At 69.9% G+C, this 19,367-nt stretch carries 16 protein-coding genes; 7 read left to right on the top strand and 9 right to left on the bottom strand.

What is annotated here, in order from left to right:
* A partial coding sequence (locus ACIA03_RS12865; protein ID WP_396982891.1) for a DUF222 domain-containing protein occupies positions 1 to 1,028 on the bottom strand: 1,028 nt, incomplete at its 3' end.
* A 790-nt stretch (positions 1,029 to 1,818) separates the two neighbouring features.
* Here ACIA03_RS12865 and ACIA03_RS12860 point away from each other — a divergent pair.
* Positions 1,819 to 2,361, top strand: coding sequence for a GNAT family N-acetyltransferase (locus ACIA03_RS12860; protein WP_396982889.1), 543 nt, complete (start codon positions 1,819 to 1,821; stop codon positions 2,359 to 2,361).
* Here the strand turns inward: ACIA03_RS12860 and ACIA03_RS12855 are convergent.
* From ACIA03_RS12855 to obgE, 4 genes are all read right to left on the bottom strand, one after another.
* Positions 2,358 to 2,870, bottom strand: a complete 513-nt coding sequence (locus tag ACIA03_RS12855) for a hypothetical protein (protein WP_396982887.1) — start codon at positions 2,868 to 2,870, stop codon at positions 2,358 to 2,360. The two genes, ACIA03_RS12860 and ACIA03_RS12855, sit on opposite strands and share 4 nt — an antisense overlap.
* 63 nt (positions 2,871 to 2,933) lie before the next feature.
* Positions 2,934 to 3,908 (bottom strand): endonuclease/exonuclease/phosphatase family protein, encoded by a 975-nt coding sequence (locus ACIA03_RS12850; RefSeq protein WP_396982885.1) that lies wholly within the window; start codon positions 3,906 to 3,908, stop codon positions 2,934 to 2,936.
* A complete protein-coding gene (gene proB / locus ACIA03_RS12845) occupies positions 3,905 to 5,017 on the bottom strand; it encodes a glutamate 5-kinase (protein ID WP_396982883.1) in 1,113 nt (370 codons plus the stop codon). Before proB ends, ACIA03_RS12850 begins: the two co-directional genes overlap by 4 nt.
* Positions 5,018 to 5,089: 72 nt before the next feature.
* Positions 5,090 to 6,652, bottom strand: a complete 1,563-nt coding sequence (obgE, locus tag ACIA03_RS12840) for a GTPase ObgE (protein WP_396982882.1) — start codon at positions 6,650 to 6,652, stop codon at positions 5,090 to 5,092.
* 119 nt (positions 6,653 to 6,771) lie between these two features.
* Between obgE and ACIA03_RS12835 the strand changes: the two genes are divergently transcribed.
* Entirely contained in the window at positions 6,772 to 7,626 is an 855-nt protein-coding gene (locus ACIA03_RS12835; RefSeq protein WP_396982880.1) for an LLM class flavin-dependent oxidoreductase, read from the top strand.
* Between the two features lie 153 nt (positions 7,627 to 7,779).
* Here ACIA03_RS12835 and rpmA read toward each other — a convergent pair whose 3' ends face one another.
* Complete coding sequence (gene rpmA, locus ACIA03_RS12830; RefSeq protein WP_008358497.1) at positions 7,780 to 8,037, bottom strand: 50S ribosomal protein L27; 258 nt, start codon at positions 8,035 to 8,037, stop codon at positions 7,780 to 7,782.
* Between the two features lie 36 nt (positions 8,038 to 8,073).
* Positions 8,074 to 8,376 carry a 50S ribosomal protein L21 gene (rplU, locus tag ACIA03_RS12825; protein ID WP_045550852.1) on the bottom strand — a complete coding sequence of 101 codons (303 nt, stop codon included), beginning with the start codon at positions 8,374 to 8,376 and terminating at the stop codon, positions 8,074 to 8,076.
* A gap of 297 nt (positions 8,377 to 8,673) precedes the next feature.
* Between rplU and ACIA03_RS12820 the strand changes: the two genes are divergently transcribed.
* The 5 genes from ACIA03_RS12820 to ACIA03_RS12800 all read left to right on the top strand — a co-directional run bounded on the left by ACIA03_RS12820 (position 8,674) and on the right by ACIA03_RS12800 (position 14,221).
* Positions 8,674 to 9,471, top strand: coding sequence for a DeoR/GlpR family DNA-binding transcription regulator (locus tag ACIA03_RS12820; protein WP_396982877.1), 798 nt, complete (start codon positions 8,674 to 8,676; stop codon positions 9,469 to 9,471).
* Positions 9,472 to 9,580: 109 nt separating this feature from the next.
* Complete coding sequence (locus ACIA03_RS12815) at positions 9,581 to 10,957, top strand: ABC transporter substrate-binding protein (protein ID WP_396982875.1); 1,377 nt, start codon at positions 9,581 to 9,583, stop codon at positions 10,955 to 10,957.
* A complete protein-coding gene (locus tag ACIA03_RS12810) occupies positions 10,957 to 11,916 on the top strand; it encodes a carbohydrate ABC transporter permease (RefSeq protein WP_396982873.1) in 960 nt (319 codons plus the stop codon). The genes ACIA03_RS12815 and ACIA03_RS12810 overlap by 1 nt, the downstream gene beginning before the upstream one ends.
* Entirely contained in the window at positions 11,913 to 12,749 is an 837-nt protein-coding gene (locus tag ACIA03_RS12805; protein WP_396982871.1) for a carbohydrate ABC transporter permease, read from the top strand. Before ACIA03_RS12810 ends, ACIA03_RS12805 begins: the two co-directional genes overlap by 4 nt.
* A complete protein-coding gene (locus ACIA03_RS12800; protein ID WP_396982869.1) occupies positions 12,746 to 14,221 on the top strand; it encodes a mannitol dehydrogenase family protein in 1,476 nt (491 codons plus the stop codon). Before ACIA03_RS12805 ends, ACIA03_RS12800 begins: the two co-directional genes overlap by 4 nt.
* A gap of 62 nt (positions 14,222 to 14,283) precedes the next feature.
* Here the strand turns inward: ACIA03_RS12800 and ACIA03_RS12795 are convergent, their stop codons facing one another.
* Complete coding sequence (locus ACIA03_RS12795) at positions 14,284 to 17,748, bottom strand: Rne/Rng family ribonuclease (protein ID WP_396982867.1); 3,465 nt, start codon at positions 17,746 to 17,748, stop codon at positions 14,284 to 14,286.
* A 412-nt stretch (positions 17,749 to 18,160) separates the two neighbouring features.
* Positions 18,161 to 19,354 carry a winged helix DNA-binding domain-containing protein gene (locus ACIA03_RS12790; protein WP_396982865.1) on the bottom strand — a complete coding sequence of 398 codons (1,194 nt, stop codon included), beginning with the start codon at positions 19,352 to 19,354 and terminating at the stop codon, positions 18,161 to 18,163.
* Between the last annotated feature and the right edge of the window lie 13 nt (positions 19,355 to 19,367).

The raw sequence follows: 19,367 nt of genomic DNA, 5'->3' as shown, positions 1-19,367 counted from the left end.
TACGCCAGCCGGGCGGTGCGGCCGAAGTCGAGGATCTCGGAATCGGTGCCGAGCACGACCGGGATCAGGTCGGCGTTGCAGGCCATCCGGCGGGCCTCGGCGGCGGTGATCTTCTCTCCGTCGAACCCCAACGCTGCGGTGCCGAGGTCGGCACGAAGCTGATCCACGCTCATCGTGATGAACACCGTGGTCCCATGGCCACCATGCCGCGGGAGCTGGTCGACGTCGTAGGTCTCGATCACCCGGGCGAACGCCTGGCCCAGCAGCCGGTCGTAGGGGGCTTTGTGACCCTTGTCCTCTGCCGAGAGCTTCCTGGGTTGGGCCAGCGAGTCCAGCAGGGTCCGCAGCCGCATCCCGACCGCACGGGAGACGCGGGCGTGGATGTCGATGGTGCCGTCGCCGTTGTCGCGGGAGGAGAAGAAGGTGCGCCGCTGCGCCCGTTCCTCCTCACGGTGCAGCGCCTTGGCCTCAGCCTGCTCGAATCGTTCGGGGTCGATCTCGGCCAGGATCCGCCGCCCGACGATCTTCAGCTCGTTTGCGGTCAACCGGGTTGCGTAGTCGACGAGCAGTTTCTCGGCCAGGACCAGGTCTTCGCCGCTGGCGGCGGGGTCGGTCTCGATCGCGTCGAGGGCCTGGGTGATCACCCGGGCCTTGTCCTGCGACACCACCCCCTCAGCCAGACCAGCGGCCACGTGCTCGTGCTTCGCAACGCCGGCAGCCAGTTTGATCTGGGAGCGGGCGACCGCCTTGTCGACCAGCAGCTCGGTCCGCATCCACCCCGAGACGTCCTTGGCCCCGGTCTCCTCGGCGATGTCGCCGGCCGTGCCGAGCACCCGCAGCTTCAACGCGGCCTGTTGGGCCTGGAGTTTCTCCAACCGTTCGAGGAGGTCCTTCTTCTGCCCGGTGCGCCAATAGGCGGGATCGGTGGCCAGCAACTCGTGGAGGGAGATCTCGATGGCCGTCAGGGCGGCGTCGATCGCGTCGCCGGGGTTGGTGCCCCAGTGGTCGATCTCGCGGCCGAGACTCATCGCCATTCCTCTCTCAGAGGTGTGCTGTGATGGTCCTGATTCTACTCTTCAACCACCCGTCTGACTATCTATTTTCCCTGGTCAAAGAGCATTTTCGCGGTCAGCGAACGGCCTCGTTCTTGTGGATGGTAAGTGGCCCGAAGGGCCACCTCTTCCACCCCACCAACACCACCTGTCTCAGGCAAGACTCTCCCGCGGCCAGACCCGGGCCGCCGCCCCGATAGCCAGCCAAGTTTTTCTCGACGGGCCCCGGTGTCAAGGCGATGTATCGAGCTTGTCGAGATGACCGCGAAGCGGCCGGCGAAGCCGGCGGCCGCAGGCCGTCCTTTACTCCGGGGCCCGTCGAGAAGACCCTCGAGAACGGGTCGGCGGCCCACACCAACCACGAAGCAACAGCCCCGCAAAGAGGGTGGTCTCCACAAGCTCGACCACCGGGGCATCACCGTCCGTGATGCACGGGTCGCTGCAGCACCGAAGCCCACACCTCAGGCCGCCCACGGCACCGATCCGGACCGAGAAGACCCTCAAGAACGAGTCACTGACCCACGCCCGCCACGAAGTGGCTGTCCCGCACAGGGGTGGTCCCGACAAGCTCGACTACCGCGCGGTATCGCCGATCCGTGGCACAAACGTCGTCCGAGCAACCCCGACGCATCCCGCGCGGGAGAGCCCGCCCTGAACACCGGCCCGAGATCGAGAGGACCTCAACGAACAGTCCGACCGAGCACCCACCACCGACGCACGACAAAGCCCCTGACCAACCCCACAGCCTCAGCTACGGTGCAGGATCATGAAACCCCTCGGCGACGTCCCCTGGCCCCCGGATCCGATCGTCACCGACCGCCTGATCCTCCGCGAGACCAGGACGCAAGACAGACCAGGGCTGGCGGAGCTGCTCTCGGACGAGACGGTGCAGGCGTATCTCGGCGGCCCGCAGCACACCCGCGAGGAGCTGGAGGAGCTCATCCCACAGGACCCGAACACCAGGCCGGGGATCTTCGCGGTCGAGCACGCGGGCGAGTTCGTCGGGCGGATCACGGTGCAGCGGCGTGATCGGGCGTGGGCGCACCACGTACGCGAGGAGGGCGACGAGGTGGAGATCGGCTATGAGTTCCTGCCCACCTCGTGGGGCCATGGCATCGCAACCGAGGCCACCCGGGCAGCCCTGGGCTGGATCGAGGAGACCCTGCCGGGGGAACCTGTGGTCCTGACCACCCAGGTCGCCAACGTACGGTCCCTGCGCCTGGCGCAGAAGCTCGGGTTCGTCGAGGTCGAACGGTTCACCGAGTTCGGTGCGGAACAGTGGTTCGGCCTCCTCGAGGAGGGGCGCTAGCTGTCGGTCTCCAGGATGTTGGCCGTCCACAACCCGAGCACGAGCGGTAGCAGCGCGCCCCAGGTCACGTTGAGGTCGGCGAAGCGTTCGGGCGTCTCGCCGACGAGCGCCAGCCAACAGCAGAGGGTCACGACCGCTCCGAGCGCCACCGCGATCCCAGCCGCGGCACGAGCCGCACCAGATCGCTTCACCGCGAGGACGACGGCGAGCACGGGAGCCACGACACCTGCGAACAGAAGCCCTGCGTACAGCACGGCCGCGAGCCAAGCGAAGGACGCGGGTAGGCCGTCGGACGCGTCCCGAGCATCGGCGAGCCACTGGATGGCGGCCCAGAGGTTGAGCTGGAGATCGACGTCAGCCCCCTCGTCGACGACTCGGACCACCGGAGCGGCGAGGTTCGCGACGACCAGGGCGAGCACGCCGAGCAGCTGCGTACGTCTCAATCGGGTCGCGGTCTCCTCGTTCCCACGAAGCGCCGAGCGAATCAGACCGTCCGAGTTGTCCGTCACCGGCACAGGTTACGACAGAGCGATTCGGTCGACACCGCACCCGCGCCGCTCGCAGCCGAGCGCTCACTCCTCGGGCGTGCCGAGGTAGGCGACGAGCGCCAGGTGGTCGGAGCCGGGCACCTCGACCGTCTCGGTCGCCAGCGCGACGAGGGAATCGCCGATCAGGACGTGATCGATCGCGGTCGCGGGTGGAAGGGGTACGCCGGCGAACCCCTCGGTCGGCCACGTCGGCTGCCATCCGGCGTTGCTGGCCCGGGCCGCGTCCTGCACGTCCGCAGCGTCGAGCAGGCGGCGGACGGTGTGATGGTCGAGCGTGGCGTTGAGGTCGCCCAGGATGAGTTCGGGCTTCTCCTCGGCCGCCTCCTCGATCATCAGCTCCTGCTCGGCAGGCCACGACGCGAGCGTGGGCGGGGCCGGGTGGGCGACGACGATCCGTCGCTCCCCCACATCGGCCACCCACGAGCCCATCGCCGTGTCGAGGCGGCGCGACCTGGTGATCGGCTGGTCGGCGAAGAGCATCGTGCCCCGGGTGCCGGGTGCGGCCTCGCCGATCCGGTAGGGCAGCTGCTCGCGCAGCGTGCTCGACAGCTTCGCGAACGCCTCGGGGGTGATCTCCTGGACGGCGAGCACGTTGACCTTGTGGGCGCGCACCGCCTCGACCACCGCATCGGTGTCGCCCTTGCCCTCGAGGAGGTTGGTGGTCATCACCGTCAGCGGCTCCCCTGCGCTGGTCGCGCGGGTTCCGGCGTAGAGCGGCGCCTGCCAGATGAGGTGCACGGCGAGCAGCAGGGCGGCGACACCGGCGACGACCAGGAGCCGCGTCCGCGCCCCACCGGCGGCCAGCCACACCAGCACCAGGACCGCGACCAGGCACAGGGCGTACAACCCGACGCCGAAGGGCGCGAACGCGGCCAGCCGCACCGCTCGCAGGTCGGTGCTCGCCAGCGCCCGGGAGAGCGTGATCGCCAGCGCCGGCAGGCCGCAGACGACCAGCACGCCCCACGCCAGCGCCAGCGGCACCCAGCGAGCCTTGCTCACAGCACGACCAGATCGTCGCGGTGGATGACCTCCCGACCGTACGCAGCCCCCAGGTTGGCCTCGAGATAGCCCGAGGAACGCCCGGCCAGCCGCGGGATCTCGTCGGCGTCGTAGTTCACCAGCCCACGCGCGACGGCGACCCCGGAGGAGTCGACGACGTCGACCGGGTCGCCGGCGTGGAAGGAACCGGAGGAGCCGGTGACCCCCGCCGCGAGCAGCGAGGCGCCACGCTTGCTGATCGCGGCGACCGCTCCGGCATCGATGGTGATCGAGCCGACCGCCTCGGTGGCGTGCTGCAGCCACAGCAGCCGCGCCGGGCGCCGCTTGCCGACGGCGTGGAAGAGGGTGCCGACCGCCTCGCCCGCGAGCGCGGCCTCGGCCTGCGCGGCGGAGGTCAGCACGACCGGGACGCCGTCCTCGACGGCGATCCGGGCAGCCTCCAGCTTGGTCACCATGCCTCCGGTGCCGACGCCGGCGGCACCGGCCTTGCCGATGGTCACCCCGGCGAGGTCGGCCAGCGAGGCGACCTCGTCGATCCGCTGCGAACCCGGCTGGGTCGGCGGCGCGTCGTAGAGCGCGTCGACGTCGCTGAGCAGCACCAGCAGATCAGCCTTGACCAGGTGGGCCACCAGCGCCGCGAGCCGGTCGTTGTCGCCGAACCGGATCTCGGAGGTGGCCACCGTGTCGTTCTCGTTGACGATCGGGAGCACACCCAGGTCGAGCAGCTTGGACAACGTCGCGTCGGCGTTGCGGTAGTGCGCGCGCCGGTTCAGGTCGTCGACCGTGAGCAGCACCTGACCGGCGATGATGCCGTGCCGGGCGAGCTCGTCGGTGTAGCGGTGGACCAGGAGCCCCTGCCCCACGCTCGCCGCAGCCTGCTGCTTGGCGAGCGCCCTCGGACGCTTGGCCAGCCCCAGCGGTGACAGCCCGGCGGCGATCGCCCCGGAGGAGACCAGCACGACCTCCTGACCGGCGGCACGGGTCTTCGCGAGCACGTCGACCAGCCCGCTCACCCGGGCCGGGTCGATGCCTCCTGCTGCCGTCGTCAGCGACGACGACCCGACCTTGACCACGACCCGGCGTGCTCCGGTCACGACCTCGCGCTGCACCGATCCCCCTCGTACGTCAGCCTGTGCTCTCCGCTGGGCCGGATCCTACCGGCGCCCGATCCCTCCGAGCCGTCAGTTTCCGCTGGTCGAACGGGACGACTCGCCCGGGTCGTTCTCGGCCCAGTCGCTGTCCGGGTCGTCCTCGCCACCGATCTCGTACGCCACGGGGCCGGCCCCGTCGCGCAGCCGTCGGGCGACGTCGGCCCGGGCCTCGTACTCTTCCTTGGTCTCCATCCCGGCGTCGATCTCGCGCCGCCGGGCGGCAGCGGGCCGCTCCTCGTAGAAGCGCTGGTCCTCGCCACGGCGGCCGAGCATCTCGGCGCCGGTCTCGATCGAGGGGCGGAAGTCGAAGACGACCGCGTTGGCCGGGTCGCCGATGATGACGGTGTCGCCCTCCTCGGCCCCGAGCTCGACCAGGCGCATCTCGACGCCAAGCCGGTTGAGGCGGTCGGCGAGGTAGCCCACGGCCTCCTCGTTCTCGAAGTCGGTCTGCCGCACCCAGCGCTCGGGCTGCGGGCCACGGACGAGGTATTCGCCGTTCTTCGACACCTTGACGGTGAAGCCGTTCTTGCCCTCGGCACCCTCGGGACGCAGCACGATCCGGGTCGGCGGCGCCACCGGGACGTCCTTGCGCGCGGCGGCGACCAGCTCGGCCATCGCGTAGATCAGCTGCTGGGTGCCCTCGCCGGAGGCGGCGGAGATCTCGAAGACCTTCAGGCCGCGCTTCTCGAACTCGCCGATGGTCATCTCCGCGATCTCACGGCCGTCGGGCACGTCGACCTTGTTCAGCGCGACCAGCCGCGGCCGGTCCTCGAGGCCGCCGTGGCGGGAGAGCTCGTTCTCGATGATGTCGAGGTCGTCGATCGGGTTGCGCCCCGGCTCGATGCTCGCGGTGTCGATGACATGGACGAGCGCGGCGCAGCGCTCGATGTGGCGCAGGAACTCGTGACCGAGGCCGCGACCGTCGGCCGCGCCTTCGATCAGCCCCGGCACGTCGGCGACGGTGAAGGTGATCTCGCCGCCCTTCACGACGCCGAGGTTCGGCACCAGCGTGGTGAACGGGTAGTCGGCGATCTTCGGCCGCGCTCGCGAGATCGCCGCGATCAGGGACGACTTGCCGGCGCTCGGGAAGCCGACCAGGCCGATGTCGGCGACAACCTTCAGCTCGAGCCCGATCTCTCGCGCCTCGCCCGGCTCCCCGAGGAGCGCGAAGCCGGGGGCCTTGCGCTTGGAGGAGGCCAGCGCCGCGTTGCCGAGCCCGCCACGGCCACCCTCGGCGATGACCAGCTCCGAGCCCGGGCCGACCAGGTCGGCGAGGACGTTGCCGTTCATGTCGGTGACGACGGTTCCGTCGGGGACGGGAAGCACCATGTCCTCGCCGTGGGCGCCGTTCTTGTGGTCGCCGGCCCCCTGGCCGCCGTTGGCCGCCTTGCGCTTGGGACTGTGGTGGTAGTCGATCAGGGTGGTCACGTCGGGGTCGACGCGCAGGATGATCGATCCGCCCGGACCGCCGTTGCCGCCGTCGGGGCCGCCCAGCGGCTTGAACTTCTCGCGGTGCACCGACGCCACCCCGTGTCCGCCGCGACCGGCCTCGACGTGGAGGGTGACGCGGTCGACGAAGGTGGGTACAGCCATGCGCTCACCTTAAGGCCGACCCCACGCGTCTGCCGAGTCGGCGCATCTGCCCCGGTGTCTCGCGAAGCGAAGCGAGCGAGAGGGGGCGGATGCGCCGACTCGGCACTAAGTTCAGTCCCATGCGTATAGGAACAGTGATGTGGCCGATCGAGGACTGGCCGGCGATGGGCGAGCGTTGGGCGCAGGCCGAGCAGCTCGGGTTCGAGACGGCGTGGGTCTATGACCATCTGGCATGGCGCGGGCACAGCCCGTGGGAGGAGGCGTTCACGTCGATGGCCGCCGCAGCGGCCCTGACCTCGACGATCCGGCTCGGGACGCTGGTGACCACCCCCAACTTCCGTACGCCGATCCCGACCGCCGCGGCGATCCGCAGCCTCGACCGCATCTCGGGCGGGCGCATCACGATCGGCATCGGCGCCGGCGGTGACGACCACACCTCCGACGGCGACGTTCTCGGGCGGGAGTTCACCCCGCGCGAGCGCGCTGACCGGTTCGCGGAGTGGACCCGCACCGTCGACCAACTGCTGCGCGAGTCACCGGTCACGATCGACGGCGAGCACTGGCAGACCCGCGAGGTCACCGTCTCCCCCGGCCAGGTGCAGCAGCCGCGTACGCCGCTGTGGCTGGCCGGCAACGGCCCTCGCGGGATCCGGCTCACCGCCGAGGTCGGCGACGGCTGGATCGCCAACCCGAAGGCTGAGAACCCCAAGGCGTACGTCGCCGAGCGGCTCGAGATGCTCCGGGAGGCGTGCGAGAAGCGCGGGCGTGACTACGACGCGATGCCGAAGCTGTTCATGTCCGGTTTCACCGACGAGCCGTGGACCGAGTCGGCCGACGCGTTCGAGGACCTGGCCGGCTCCTACGCCGAGATCGGGATCACCGACATCGCGATCCACTGGCCCCGTGCCGGGACCCGCTGGGAGGTCCCGTGGGACACCTTCGAGGCTATCGCGGCTCGCGCGGCGTACGTCTGAATGTTCGTCTAGGTATGTAGCCCAACCGACACTTCCCGGGTGGAGCTCCACGAGGGAAGTCAGTGTTCGGCTGCATACCTAGACGAACCGCCGCCCCGCCTCAAATAGCCGAAGGGCCCTCTCCAACCGGAGAGGGCCCTTCGAAAGCGTGCCTCAGGCGTCGCCCGGGACGATGTTGATCACACGGCGGCCACGGCGCTTGCCGAACTCGACCGCACCCGGCTGCAGGGCGAAGAGGGTGTCGTCGCCGCCACGGCCGACGTTGGTGCCGGGGTGGAAGTGCGTGCCGCGCTGGCGGACGATGATCTCACCGGCGTTGACGAGCTGGCCGCCGAAGCGCTTCACGCCGAGGCGCTGAGCGTTGGAGTCGCGACCGTTCTTGGTGCTTGCCGCACCCTTCTTGTGTGCCATCTTCTCAGTCCTTCAAGTATCTCTGGAACGCCGGAATCAGGCGTTGATCGCGGTGACCTTGACCTGGGTGTACTTCTGACGGTGACCCTGGCGCTTCTTGTAGCCGGTCTTGTTCTTGTACTTCTGGATGATGATCTTCGGGCCCTTGGAGGCACCGACGATCTCACCCGCAACCGAAGCCTTGTCGAGGCCGGTCGAGGTCACGTTCTCGCCGTCGACCAGGAGGACCACGGGGAGCGAGACGGCCGTGCCGTTCTCGCCGTCGAGGCGGTCGATCTCGATGACGTCGCCGACAACGACCTTCTGCTGCTTGCTGCCAGCCTTCACGATCGCGTACACCGCGGTCTCCTTCATTGCTCCGAACTCAAAGTCTTGTGTCGACCCGCGGCAAGGCAGACCGGACCCCGAAGCGATAGGTGCCAGCAGATGCCTGCAGGAACGGCGCACTGCGCACGCCGAGGTTCAATCTTACGTACGCGGCCAGGTAGCCGCAAAACGCCGCGACACCATCCGCCCGGCGGCCCCCACCGAGGGTGCCGCCCCATGGTGTCCGATAGGCGGTGATCACGCCAACCGGGCGCCCGGTTCGACACTCTCCCCTCCGAACCGGGCACGATTCCGGGCATGATGGCACCCATGACGTCGACCGAACCGTCGCCCGCGAACGATACGAACGGAGCGGAGGCCAGGCAGGAGGAGATCCTGGCGCGTGCCCGCACGACCGGTCGGGTCTCGGTCACCGATCTCGCGCCCGCGTTCGGGGTGAGCGTCGAGACGATCCGGCGCGACCTCAAGGTGCTCGCCGACCGCGGCGTCGTGGAGCGGGTCTACGGGGGCGCCGTCGCCCTGGAGAGCGGCAGCTTCGAGACCTCGCTCGAGTTCCGCGCCGGCCGCGACGTCGACGAGAAGCACCGGATCGCCCGGGCGGCGCTCCAGCACCGGCAGGGCGCGGAGACGATCTACATCGACGAGGGCACCATGCCGCAGTTCCTGGCCGAGGAGCTCTTCGGCCACGGGCCGGCGACGATCATCACCCCCTCGCTCCCGGTGGCCACCCGGCTCTCTGCAGATCCGGAGCTCACCGTAATCGTGCTGGGCGGTCGCGTACGCACCATCACCCGGGGCGTCGTGGACCAGTGGGCGAGCCGGATGCTGGCCGACCTGGTGATCGACCTGGCCTACATCGGCGCCAACGGGATCTCCCGCGAGCAGGGCCTGACCACCCAGGACCCGTCGGTGGCCGCGGTCAAGCGGACCGCCATCGAACGATCGAGGCGCCGGATCTTCTTCGGCGCCCACACCAAGTTCGGGGCCTCCAGCCTGTGCCGTTTCGCGGGCGTACGCGACTTCGAGCTGCTCATCACCGGCACCGAGCTGCCGGCCGCCGAGGCCCGACGGTTCGCGGCGCTCGGCCCCCGGGTCGTACGCGCCTGAGAACGGGCAGCAACCGGGCGCAGCGGACGCATCGACCGGGCTAGGGGGTCCGGCCCGAATTACGACATCGTGGTTCGTGACGACAGTCACACTGCGAGGAGGCAGATCGATGCGGGCACGGAGACGGACCTCCGCAGCGCTGACAGCGCTATCACTGGCGACGGTGATGTTGACGGCATGCGGGACCGGCGGCCTGGGAGCCGGCGGGACGAGCGCGGGTGAGCACAGCATCACGGTGCTGATGGTCAACAACCCCCAGATGCTCGAGCTCCAGGAGCTCACCGCGAAGCATTTCACCGAGAAGACCGGGATCGAGGTGAACTTCGTGGTCAAGGTCGAGCAGGACATGCGCGACACCGCGAGCACCGAGTTCGCCAACCAGTCCGGGATCTATGACGTGGCGACGCTGTCCAACTTCGAGATCCCCTACTACGCCGAAGCCGGCTGGATCTCGGACATGGAGAGCATCGCGAACGACCCGGAGTTCGACCAGGACGACATCCTCACCCCCATGACGGAGGCGCTCTCGGCGGGAGGCAAGGTCTACGGCGAGCCGTTCTACGGCGAGTCGTCGTTCCTGATGTACCGCAAGGACCTGTTCGAGAAGCACGGCATCGAGATGCCGGCCAACCCGACCTGGGAACAGGTCGCCGGCTTCGCCGCCAAGATCGACGAGGCCGAGCCGGACATGCGCGGCATCTGCCTGCGCGGCCTGGCCGGCTGGGGCGACAACCTCGCCGCGATCACGACCGTGGTCAACACCATGGGCGGCACCTGGTTCGACGAGGACTGGAACGCCCAGGTCGACAAGGGCGGTTTCAAGAAGGCGGCCAACTTCTACGTCGACCTCGTCCGCGAGCACGGCGAGGCCGGCGCCGCGACCTTCAGCTTCCCGCAGTGCCTCAACGCCATGCAGCAGGGCAAGGTCGCGATGTGGTACGACGCCACCTCCGGCGCCGGGTCGCTGGAGGCCGCCGAGTCGCCGGTCAAGGGCAAGGTCGGCTACGTCGCCGCCCCGCACGACCAGACCGAGAACGCCGGCTGGCTCTACACCTGGGCGTGGGCGATCCAGAAGGCCTCGCGCCACCAGGAGGACGCCAAGAAGTTCGTCGCCTGGGCATCCAGCAAGGAGTACGAGCAGCTGGTGATGGCCGACACCGAGAACGACACCGGCGGCCCGACCAACGTCCCCGCGGGCAAGCGCGCCTCGACCTATGAGGACCCCGAGTACCTCGAGGTCGCCGGCGCCTTCGCGACCCCGACCATGAACGCGATCAAGAACGCCCAGGCCGACAACCCCGGCGTCCAGAAGCGGCCCTACAACGGCATCCAGTTCGTCGGGGTCCCGAGCTTCACCGACTTCGGCACCGAGTGCGCCAAGCAGCTCTCCAGCGCGATCTCGGGCTCGAAGACCACCGACGCGGCGCTCGACCGATGTCAGTCGCTCGCCCAGGAGTACGGCGACGTCCAGAAGGAGAAGCAGTGATGGCCTCCATGACCGCATCACTACCGACAGCTTCCGAGCCGACGGCGACCCGGCCGCCCGAGGCGTACAAGAAATGGGGCCGGGAGTCGTGGAAGCTGCGCGCGCCGCTGCTGCCCGCGCTGGTCTTCCTGATCGTGGTGACGCAGCTGCCGTTCGTGGCAACGCTGGTGATGTCGTTCATGAACTGGAGCGCCCAGCCCGACGCCCCGGGGCGCAGCTTCGCCGGCTTCGACAACTTCAAGACGGTGTTCACGACGCCGGCCTATCGAACGGCGGTCCTCAACACGATCGAGATCACCGTGGTCGTCGTCGGGGTCAGCGCCCTGCTCGCCCTCGGGATCGCGCTGCTGCTCAACCACGCGTTCGTCGGCCGCGGCCTGGTGCGCACGATGATGATCGCGCCGTTCCTGATCGTGCCGATCGCGGCCGCGGTCTTCTGGGGCAACGGCATCCTGATGACCGGCTTCGGCCTGGTCGACGGTGTGCTCGGTCAGCTCGGGGTGCCCGGAGCCCAAGACATCGCGTTCCTCACCGACCATCCCAAGCTCGCCATCGAGATCGAGCTGATCTGGCAGTGGACCCCGTTCATGATGCTCATCCTGCTCGCCGGGCTGCAGTCGCAGGATCCGGAGGTGCTGGAGGCGGCGAGCATCGACGGTTGCAACGGCTGGCAGACGTTCGTGCACATGACGCTCCCCCACGTACGCCGCTATCTCGAGCTCTCGATCGTGCTCGGCACGATCTTCATCGTCCAGAACTTCGACTCGGTCCTGGGCATGACCGGCGGGCTGAACTCCACCAACATCCCGTTCGCCGTCTACGAGACGTTCTACTCGGCCAAGGACTACGGGGTCGCCTCAGCGCTGGGCGTCGTCGTGGTCATCGGCTCACTGATCATCGCGACCTTCGCGCTGCGCGTCGTGTCGTCCCTGCTGACCGACGAGGAGGCAAGTCGATGAGAACCTGGAACCGGCAACGGGTGGCGAAGATCGCCATCCCGATCGCAGCGTGGCTGGTCGGCATCATCTTCGTGATCCCGATCCTCTACATGGTGCTGACCTCGCTGCACGCACCCCAGGACGCCCAGACCTATCCGCCCAGCTGGGGTGCGCCGCTGACGCTGGACAACTACGGCGGACTGTTCACCTCGGCCAACCCGATCACCCCGGCGCTGATCAACTCGGTGATCACCAGCGTGATCTCGACGCTGCTCGTGCTCGCCCTGGCCATCCCCGCCGCGTACGCCCTGGCGATCAAGCCGGTGAAGAAGTGGTCGGACGCGATGTTCTTCTTCCTGTCGACGAAGATGCTGCCGATGGTCGCGGGGATCCTGCCGATCTACCTGTTCACGACCCAGGTCATCAAGATGCCCGACAACGTGATCATCCTGATCCTGCTCTACACCGCGATGAACCTGCCCATCGCGGTCTGGATGATGCGCTCGTTCCTGGCCGAGGTGCCACCCGCGATCATCGAGGCCGCCTCGATCGACGGTGCGTCGACCCTCAGGATCCTGACCCGCATCGTGGCCCCGATCTCGATGCCCGGCGTCGCGGCCACCTCGCTGATCTGCTTCATCTTCGCGTGGAACGAGCAGCTCTACGCGAAGGTGCTGACCTCGGTCGCCGCGGAGACCGGACCGGTCTTCGTGAACACCCTGATCCAGACCGAGCACGCCTACCTCGCCGAGCTGGCCGCCGGGGCGACGCTGATCTCGCTGCCCGTGCTCATCGCCGGCTTCGCCGCCCAGGACAAGCTGGTCCAGGGCCTCTCCCTCGGGGCGGTCAAGTGACGTATCCGCGACTCACGACGGCTCGGCTCGGCGAGCTGTCTGCATCCGTTGCCATCCCCGCCTACGACCGCTCCGCCGTCACCCCCGGGATCGTGCATCTCGGGGTCGGTGGCTTCCACCGCGCCCACCAGGCGCGCTACGTCGACGACCTGCTCGCCTCAGGCATCACCGACTGGGGCATCGTCGGGGTGGGGCTGATGCCCCAGGACGTACGCATGCGGGATGCTCTCTCCGCCCAGGACCATCTCTACACGCTCGTCGAGCGTGCCCCGGACGGCGCGGTGCGGGGACGGGTGATCGGCTCGATCATCGACTACCTCTTTGCTCCCGACTCCCCCGCGGACGTGCTGGCGCTGCTCACCGACCCGCGGATCCGGATCGTGTCGCTGACCATCACCGAGGGCGGCTACCACGTCAACCAGGCGACCGGCGGCTTCGACGCCTCCGACCCCGCGATCCAGGCGGACCTGGAGCCCGGGGCGGTGCCGTCGACGGCCTTCGGGTACGTCGTGGAGGCCCTGGCCCGGCGGCGCGCCGCCGGGGTGGCGCCGTTCACGGTGATGTCGTGCGACAACATCGCCGGCAACGGCGACGTCGCCCGGGCGATGATGTCGGCCTTCGCGTCCCTGCGTGACCCCGCGCTGGGCGACTGGATCCGGTCCGAGGTCGCCTTCCCGAGCTCGATGGTGGACCGGATCACCCCGGCGACCACCGACGCCGACGTCGAGGAGGTCGGCTGGCGGTTCGGGATCGGGGACGCCTGGCCGGTGGTCAGCGAGCCGTTCACCCAGTGGGTGCTCGAGGACCACTTCCCGCAGGGCAGGCCGCCGTTCGAGCAGGCCGGGGTCGAGATGGTGCCCGACGTCGAGCCGTACGAGCTGATGAAGCTGCGGCTCCTCAACGCCAGCCACCAGGCTCTTTGCTACCTCGGCTACCTCTCCGGCTACCGCTACGCCCACGAGGTCTGCGCCGATCCGCTCTTCGTCGACTTCCTGCTCGGTTACATGTCGCAGGAGGGTGCCCCGACCCTGCCGCAGGTGCCCGGGGTGGACCTGCCGGGCTATCAGCGCGAGCTGATAGCCCGGTTCGCCAACCCCTACATCCGCGACACCCTGGCGCGGCTGTGCGCGGAGAGCTCCGACCGGATCCCGAAGTGGCTGGTGCCCGTCATATCGGCTCGGCTCGCCGCCGGAGGCTCGGTGCGCCGAGCGGCGCTCGTCGTCGCCTCCTGGGCCCGCTACGCCGAGGGCGTCGACGAGCAGGGCGCGCCGATCGACATCGTCGACCGGCGCCGGGCCGACGTGATGGCCCGGGCGATCGCGCAGCGCGAGGACCCGCTCGCCTTCCTCCGCGACCCCGACCTCTTCGGCGACCTCGTCGACTCCCCTGAGTTCACCGAGCCGTACGCCGAGGCGCTGGCGTCCCTGCACTCCGTCGGGGCTCGGAAGACCCTCGAGACCTGGGAGGGCTGACCGACCGGACAGCACGACGCCCCGGCGACCGTGAGGGGGGTCACCGGGGCGTCGTGGTCTGGTCAGCTGTCCGCGGACGGGGTGGTGTCGCGGCTCGCGCCACCACGGGTGCGGGTCACGACCTTCGGCGCCGGGGTCGAGGCGGTGCCGCTGCCGGCGGGCGGCGCCTCGGTCTTGGTTGCGGTCATCACCGCGCCCTCACCGGTGCTGATCACCTCGCGGCGGGCGCCGCGGCGCTGCCGGGTGACCACCTTGGGCTTGGAGTCGACCGGCGCGGCCGCGACCGGCTCTGGCGTGGTGACCTCGGGCTCGACGGCGTCGGGCTCAACGGCCTCGGGTGCCGCTGCCGGGGCGACCGGAGCGGGCTCCTCCGCGACCGGCTTCTCAGCGGCGGGCTTCTCGGCGACCGGCTTCGGCTCCGCCGCGGTGGAGCTGCCCACGACCGCGGCCAGGACCGGGCGGCCGGTCGTCGCGGCCCGACGGGTGCGGGTGCGGGTGGTGACCTTCGGCGCCTCCGGCTCGGCGGGCGCCTCCGCGACCGGCTCAGCCGGGGTCTCGGCCGGAGTCTCGGTCGGGGCCGCCGCCTCGACCGGCTCGGTCGCCGGGGTCGACGCCTTGGACCGGCGCGAGCGGGTACGGGTGGCGACCTTGGGGGCCTCGGCCACCTCGACGGTCTCAGCGGGCTCGGTGGCCGCCTGCTCCGCGGGGGTCTCGACGGGCTCCGCCACCGGGGCCGTCTCGCTCTGTCCGGCCATGGCGGCGAACTCGGCGGGCGAAGGCGTCTTGGCGGGCTCCTCGACGGGCTCGGCGCGCTGCTCGCCGCCGACCTCGTCCTTGCCCTTACCGCGGGCACCGCGGCCGCCACGACGGCGCGAGCGCGGCTCGTCGGGGGCGACGCCGGAGGACTTGCCGGCCTCGACCGGGTGCTCGTGGATCACGAGGCCACGACCGCCGCAGGCGTCACAGTTCTCGGAGAAGGCCTCGAGCAGGCCGGTGCCGATCCGCTTACGGGTCATCTGCACCAGGCCCAGCGAGGTGACCTCGGCGACCTGGTGACGGGTCCGGTCGCGGCCGAGGCACTCGACCAGGCGGCGGAGCACCAGGTCGCGGTTGGACTCGAGGACCATGTCGATGAAGTCGACGACGATGATGCCACCGATGTCGCGCAGCCGGAGCTGGCGCACGATCTCCTCGGCGGCCTCGAGGTTGTTCTTGGTGACCGTCTCCTCCAGGTTGCCGCCGGAGCCGGTGAACTTGCCGGTGTTGACGTCGACGACGGTCATCGCCTCGGTGCGGTCGATGATCAGCGAGCCACCCGAGGGCAGCCAGACCTTGCGGTCCAGGCCCTTGGCGATCTGCTCGTCGATCCGGTACGCGGCGAAGGCGTCGGCCTCGCCGTCGTACTTCTCCACGCGCTCCTCGAGGTCGGGGGCCACCGACTGGACGTAGTCCTTGACGGTCTCCCACGACGAGTCGCCGGAGATGACCAGCTTGGCGAAGTCCTCGGTGAACAGGTCGCGGACGACCTTGAGGGTCAGGTCGGGCTCGCCGTAGAGCAGCTGCGGGCCGTTGCCGCCGGCGCGCTTCTCGATGTCCTCCCAGCGGGCCTTGAGCCGCTCGACGTCGCGGGTCAGCTCCTCCTCGGCCGCGCCCTCGGCGGCGGTGCGTACGATCACGCCGGCCGTGTCGGGGACGATCTCCTTCAGGAGGGTCTTGAGGCGGTTGCGCTCGGTGTCGGGCAGCTTGCGGGAGATGCCGGAGGTGGTGCCGTCGGGCACGTAGACCAGGAATCGGCCGGCCAGCGAGATCTGCGAGGTCAGGCGGGCGCCCTTGTGGCCGATCGGGTCCTTCGTCACCTGGACGAGCACCTTCTGGCCGGAGGTCAGCACCGACTCGATCTTGCGGGGCTGGCCCTCCTTCCAGCCGAGCGAGGCCCAGTTGACCTCACCGGCGTAGAGGACCGCGTTGCGGCCCTTGCCGATGTCGATGAACGCGGCCTCCATGGAGGGGAGCACGTTCTGGACGCGGCCGAGGTAGACGTTGCCGATCAGGCTGGTCTGGCTCTCGCGGGCGACGTAGTGCTCCACCAGGACCTTGTCCTCGAGCACGGCGATCTGGGTGAGGTCCTCGCGCTCGCGGATGACCATGACGCGCTCGACCGACTCGCGGCGAGCCAGGAACTCGGCCTCGCTCACGATCGGGGCGCGACGGCGGCCGGCCTCGCGGCCCTCGCGGCGGCGCTGCTTCTTGGCCTCCAGGCGGGTCGAACCCGCTAGCGCGGTGATCTGGTCATCACCGGTGCGGCTCTGGCGAACCTTGGTGACGGTGTTCTCCGGGTCGTCCCCGGCATCGCCCGAGGCCTCGCCGGCCCGGCGGCGACGACGACGACGGCGCGAGGAGCTGCCGCCCTCGCCCTGCTGGTCGGCGTCGGTGTCCTTCTCGTCGCTCTCGCCCTCGGACTCCTCGGCCTTGTCCTCGGCGTCGGTCGTCTCGGAGCCCTCGGTGTCGCCGTTGGCGCCCTTGCGGCGGCGACGGCCACCCCGCCGGCGACGACGACGGCCGTTGCCGCCGCCCTCACCGTCGTCGGCCGAGCTCTCGTCGGACTCGGTGTCGGCGCTGCTGTCGGCGTCGGTCTCGGACTCGGCGTCGGCGGGCTCGACCTCGGTCGGCTCCTCCTCGGCAGACTTCTCCTCGGTCGGGGCGGCGCTGCGTGCGTTGCGCCTGCGGGTCCGGGCCGGAGCCTCCACCTCAGCAGCCTCGGCTGCGGGCTCGGCGGCCTTCGGCTCGTCCTCGGCGGGCGTCTCGACGGCGGCCTTCGCGCTTCGCGCGATTACTCCCTCGCTCGGCGCGAGCGGACGAGCAAGCTCGCCGCTCGACCTCGCTCCGGTCGTCTCGACCGGCTTCGGCTCGGCGGTCTTGCGGGTGCGCCGGCGGGTGGTCGTCTTGGTCGGCGCCTGGAACAGCACCGCGGGGGCCACCGGACCGGCCTGCTCGGCCTCGGTCTCCTCGATGGTCTCGTCGACGACCTCCTCCGCGGGGGTCTCGGCGGGCTCGACTGGCTCGACCACCGGGGCTGCGGCCTTCTTGGCGGCCGTCTTCCTCGTCGTGGTCTTCTTGGCGGCGGTCTTCTTCGCCGCGGTCTTCTTGGCCGGAGCCTCGACGGTCTCGGTGGTCTCGGCGGGGGTCTCGGCCGGGGTCTCGGCGGCCTCGGCGGTCTCGACCTCGGCCGGCGCCGCGGCGGCAGCCTTCTTGGTCGTACGCTTCCGGGTGGTCTTCTTCGCCGCCGTCTTCTTGGCGGGGGCCTCGGCGGCCTCACCGGCCTCGTCCGCGGAGCCCTCGGCGGATTCAGCCGGGGCCGCGGCTGCCTTCTTGGTGGTGCGCTTTCGCGTGGTCTTCTTCGCCGCGGTCTTCTTCGCGGGAGTGGTCTCGCCGGTCGCTTCTGCGTCGGTCGTGGGGGTGTCGGTCACCGGAGTCTGCGGCGTTTCAGCGCCGTTCTCGGTGTTCTCGACAGTGGTCTCGTCGGCCATGCCGTTCTCCTCATCCAGGACCTTCACAGGTGCCGGATAGTCAGGTGCCGGGAAACGGGCGCTGCGCAGTATCGAACTTTTTTCCACGTAGCAGCCGCGTCGCGGCGCAAAGCTTGTCAGGGCGGCGGCATCCTCCGCAGCGGTGCGTCACAGGTTGCGGTTCGTCACCTGCCGCGGTCGCTCGGCCGTCCGGGACCTTCCCGGGCGAGTCGCTCTCACTGACCTGCTAGGCCTGCGTCGCGGTCTGGTGACGACCTACCTCCTGTGTGCCGGTGTGCGGCCCCGGAGGGCCCACGCCGGCGAGGCGTCGTCGGACTGTCCATTCCTCGGGTCGGGCCCGATTGTTTGAGCAGTCGTCTCGGAGTATCGCATACACCCTGTCAACAGACCGATATCCGGACACCAACGAAACTCAGGGAAGCTTGGCTTCTTTCATCTGGCGCGACTTGTAGACGTTCACGATCACCACTCCGTCGAGCCACTCGGTGAGTCGCTCGGCCTCCGCCGCCAGCGCCTTCCGACCGGCATCGCCGATGTCGTGGCGCACGATCGGGTGGACCGTGCCGTCCTCGTCCTGCGCCCAGGCGCCCACGATCCGGCCGTCCCACCAGGCGGTGTTGCCGGCGTTGCCGTTGGAGTCGAAGAGGTACGCCACATCCTCCGCGTCCAGGTAGAACCCGCGTTCCTTCCAGCCCATGACGGTGGGATCGAGGGTCGGCAGCAGCGCCGCCCAGGGCTCGATCTCGGGCTCCGGCGAGGTGGCGATCGGGTCGTCCGGGAGCACCCAGCCCGTGCCGCTCTCGAGCCCGACCTCGACGGCCCCGACGGCGGCGAGGGCAGCCCGTACGGCAGACTTCGTGGACCCGAGCCACCAGACCAGGTCGGCCTCGGTGCCGGGACCGAAGGTCCACAGCCAGCGGCGGACCAGCTCCGCGTAGCCCTCCGCCGCAGGCAGCGGGAGCGGCATCTCGTCGAGCCACGCCTCCGTGAGCGTCCAGGCGGGCTTGTTCAGCCGCCAGTGGCCGAGGTTGGTCGCCCGCATCAGCCGCCCCTGCGCGGCGAGGGTGCCGATCACCCAGCGCCCGATCGCGAACTCACCGCCCCACTTCTTGTCCGGGTCGCCCAGCCTGAAGCGGATGTCGAGCTCCGGCACCAGCTCACGCAGCTGCGCCGTGGTCCGCGGCTCCCCGTCGGCCAGCGCCGCCAGCGTCGCGGCATACGCCTTCTCGATCCAGCCGTCCTGGTCCTCGTCGACGCCGCCCGCGGTCAGCCACTTGTAGAGATTCTTCTCCTGCTGCGCGGCCACCCGGGCCGACGCGCTCCCCCAGGCCGCCGGGACCAGGTCCCGCGGGAAGGCGAAGAGCGTACGCCGCATCGCCAGCTGCTTGACCAGCGAGCGCTCCTCGTAGAGCGCCCGCTCGACGTCCTCGACCCGGAGATCGTGGACGCGCGCGTGCAGCGCGAGGTGGACGGTCGCCGCCTCGGTGGCGTGCCAGGCGGTCATCGCCCGAGTCGCGGCCGCGACGTCGTCGTACCTGTGCTCGGGGGCGAGCCCGTGCCGGCGGGCCAGCCTCGCCCGGCGCTCGCGGTCGCTGACCGTCCTCATCGACAGAGCCTCA

This window comes from Nocardioides sp. NPDC051685, from assembly GCF_044453405.1.
Taxonomy (GTDB): domain Bacteria; phylum Actinomycetota; class Actinomycetes; order Propionibacteriales; family Nocardioidaceae; genus Nocardioides.
This window is presented reverse-complemented; position numbering and strand designations above follow the sequence as displayed.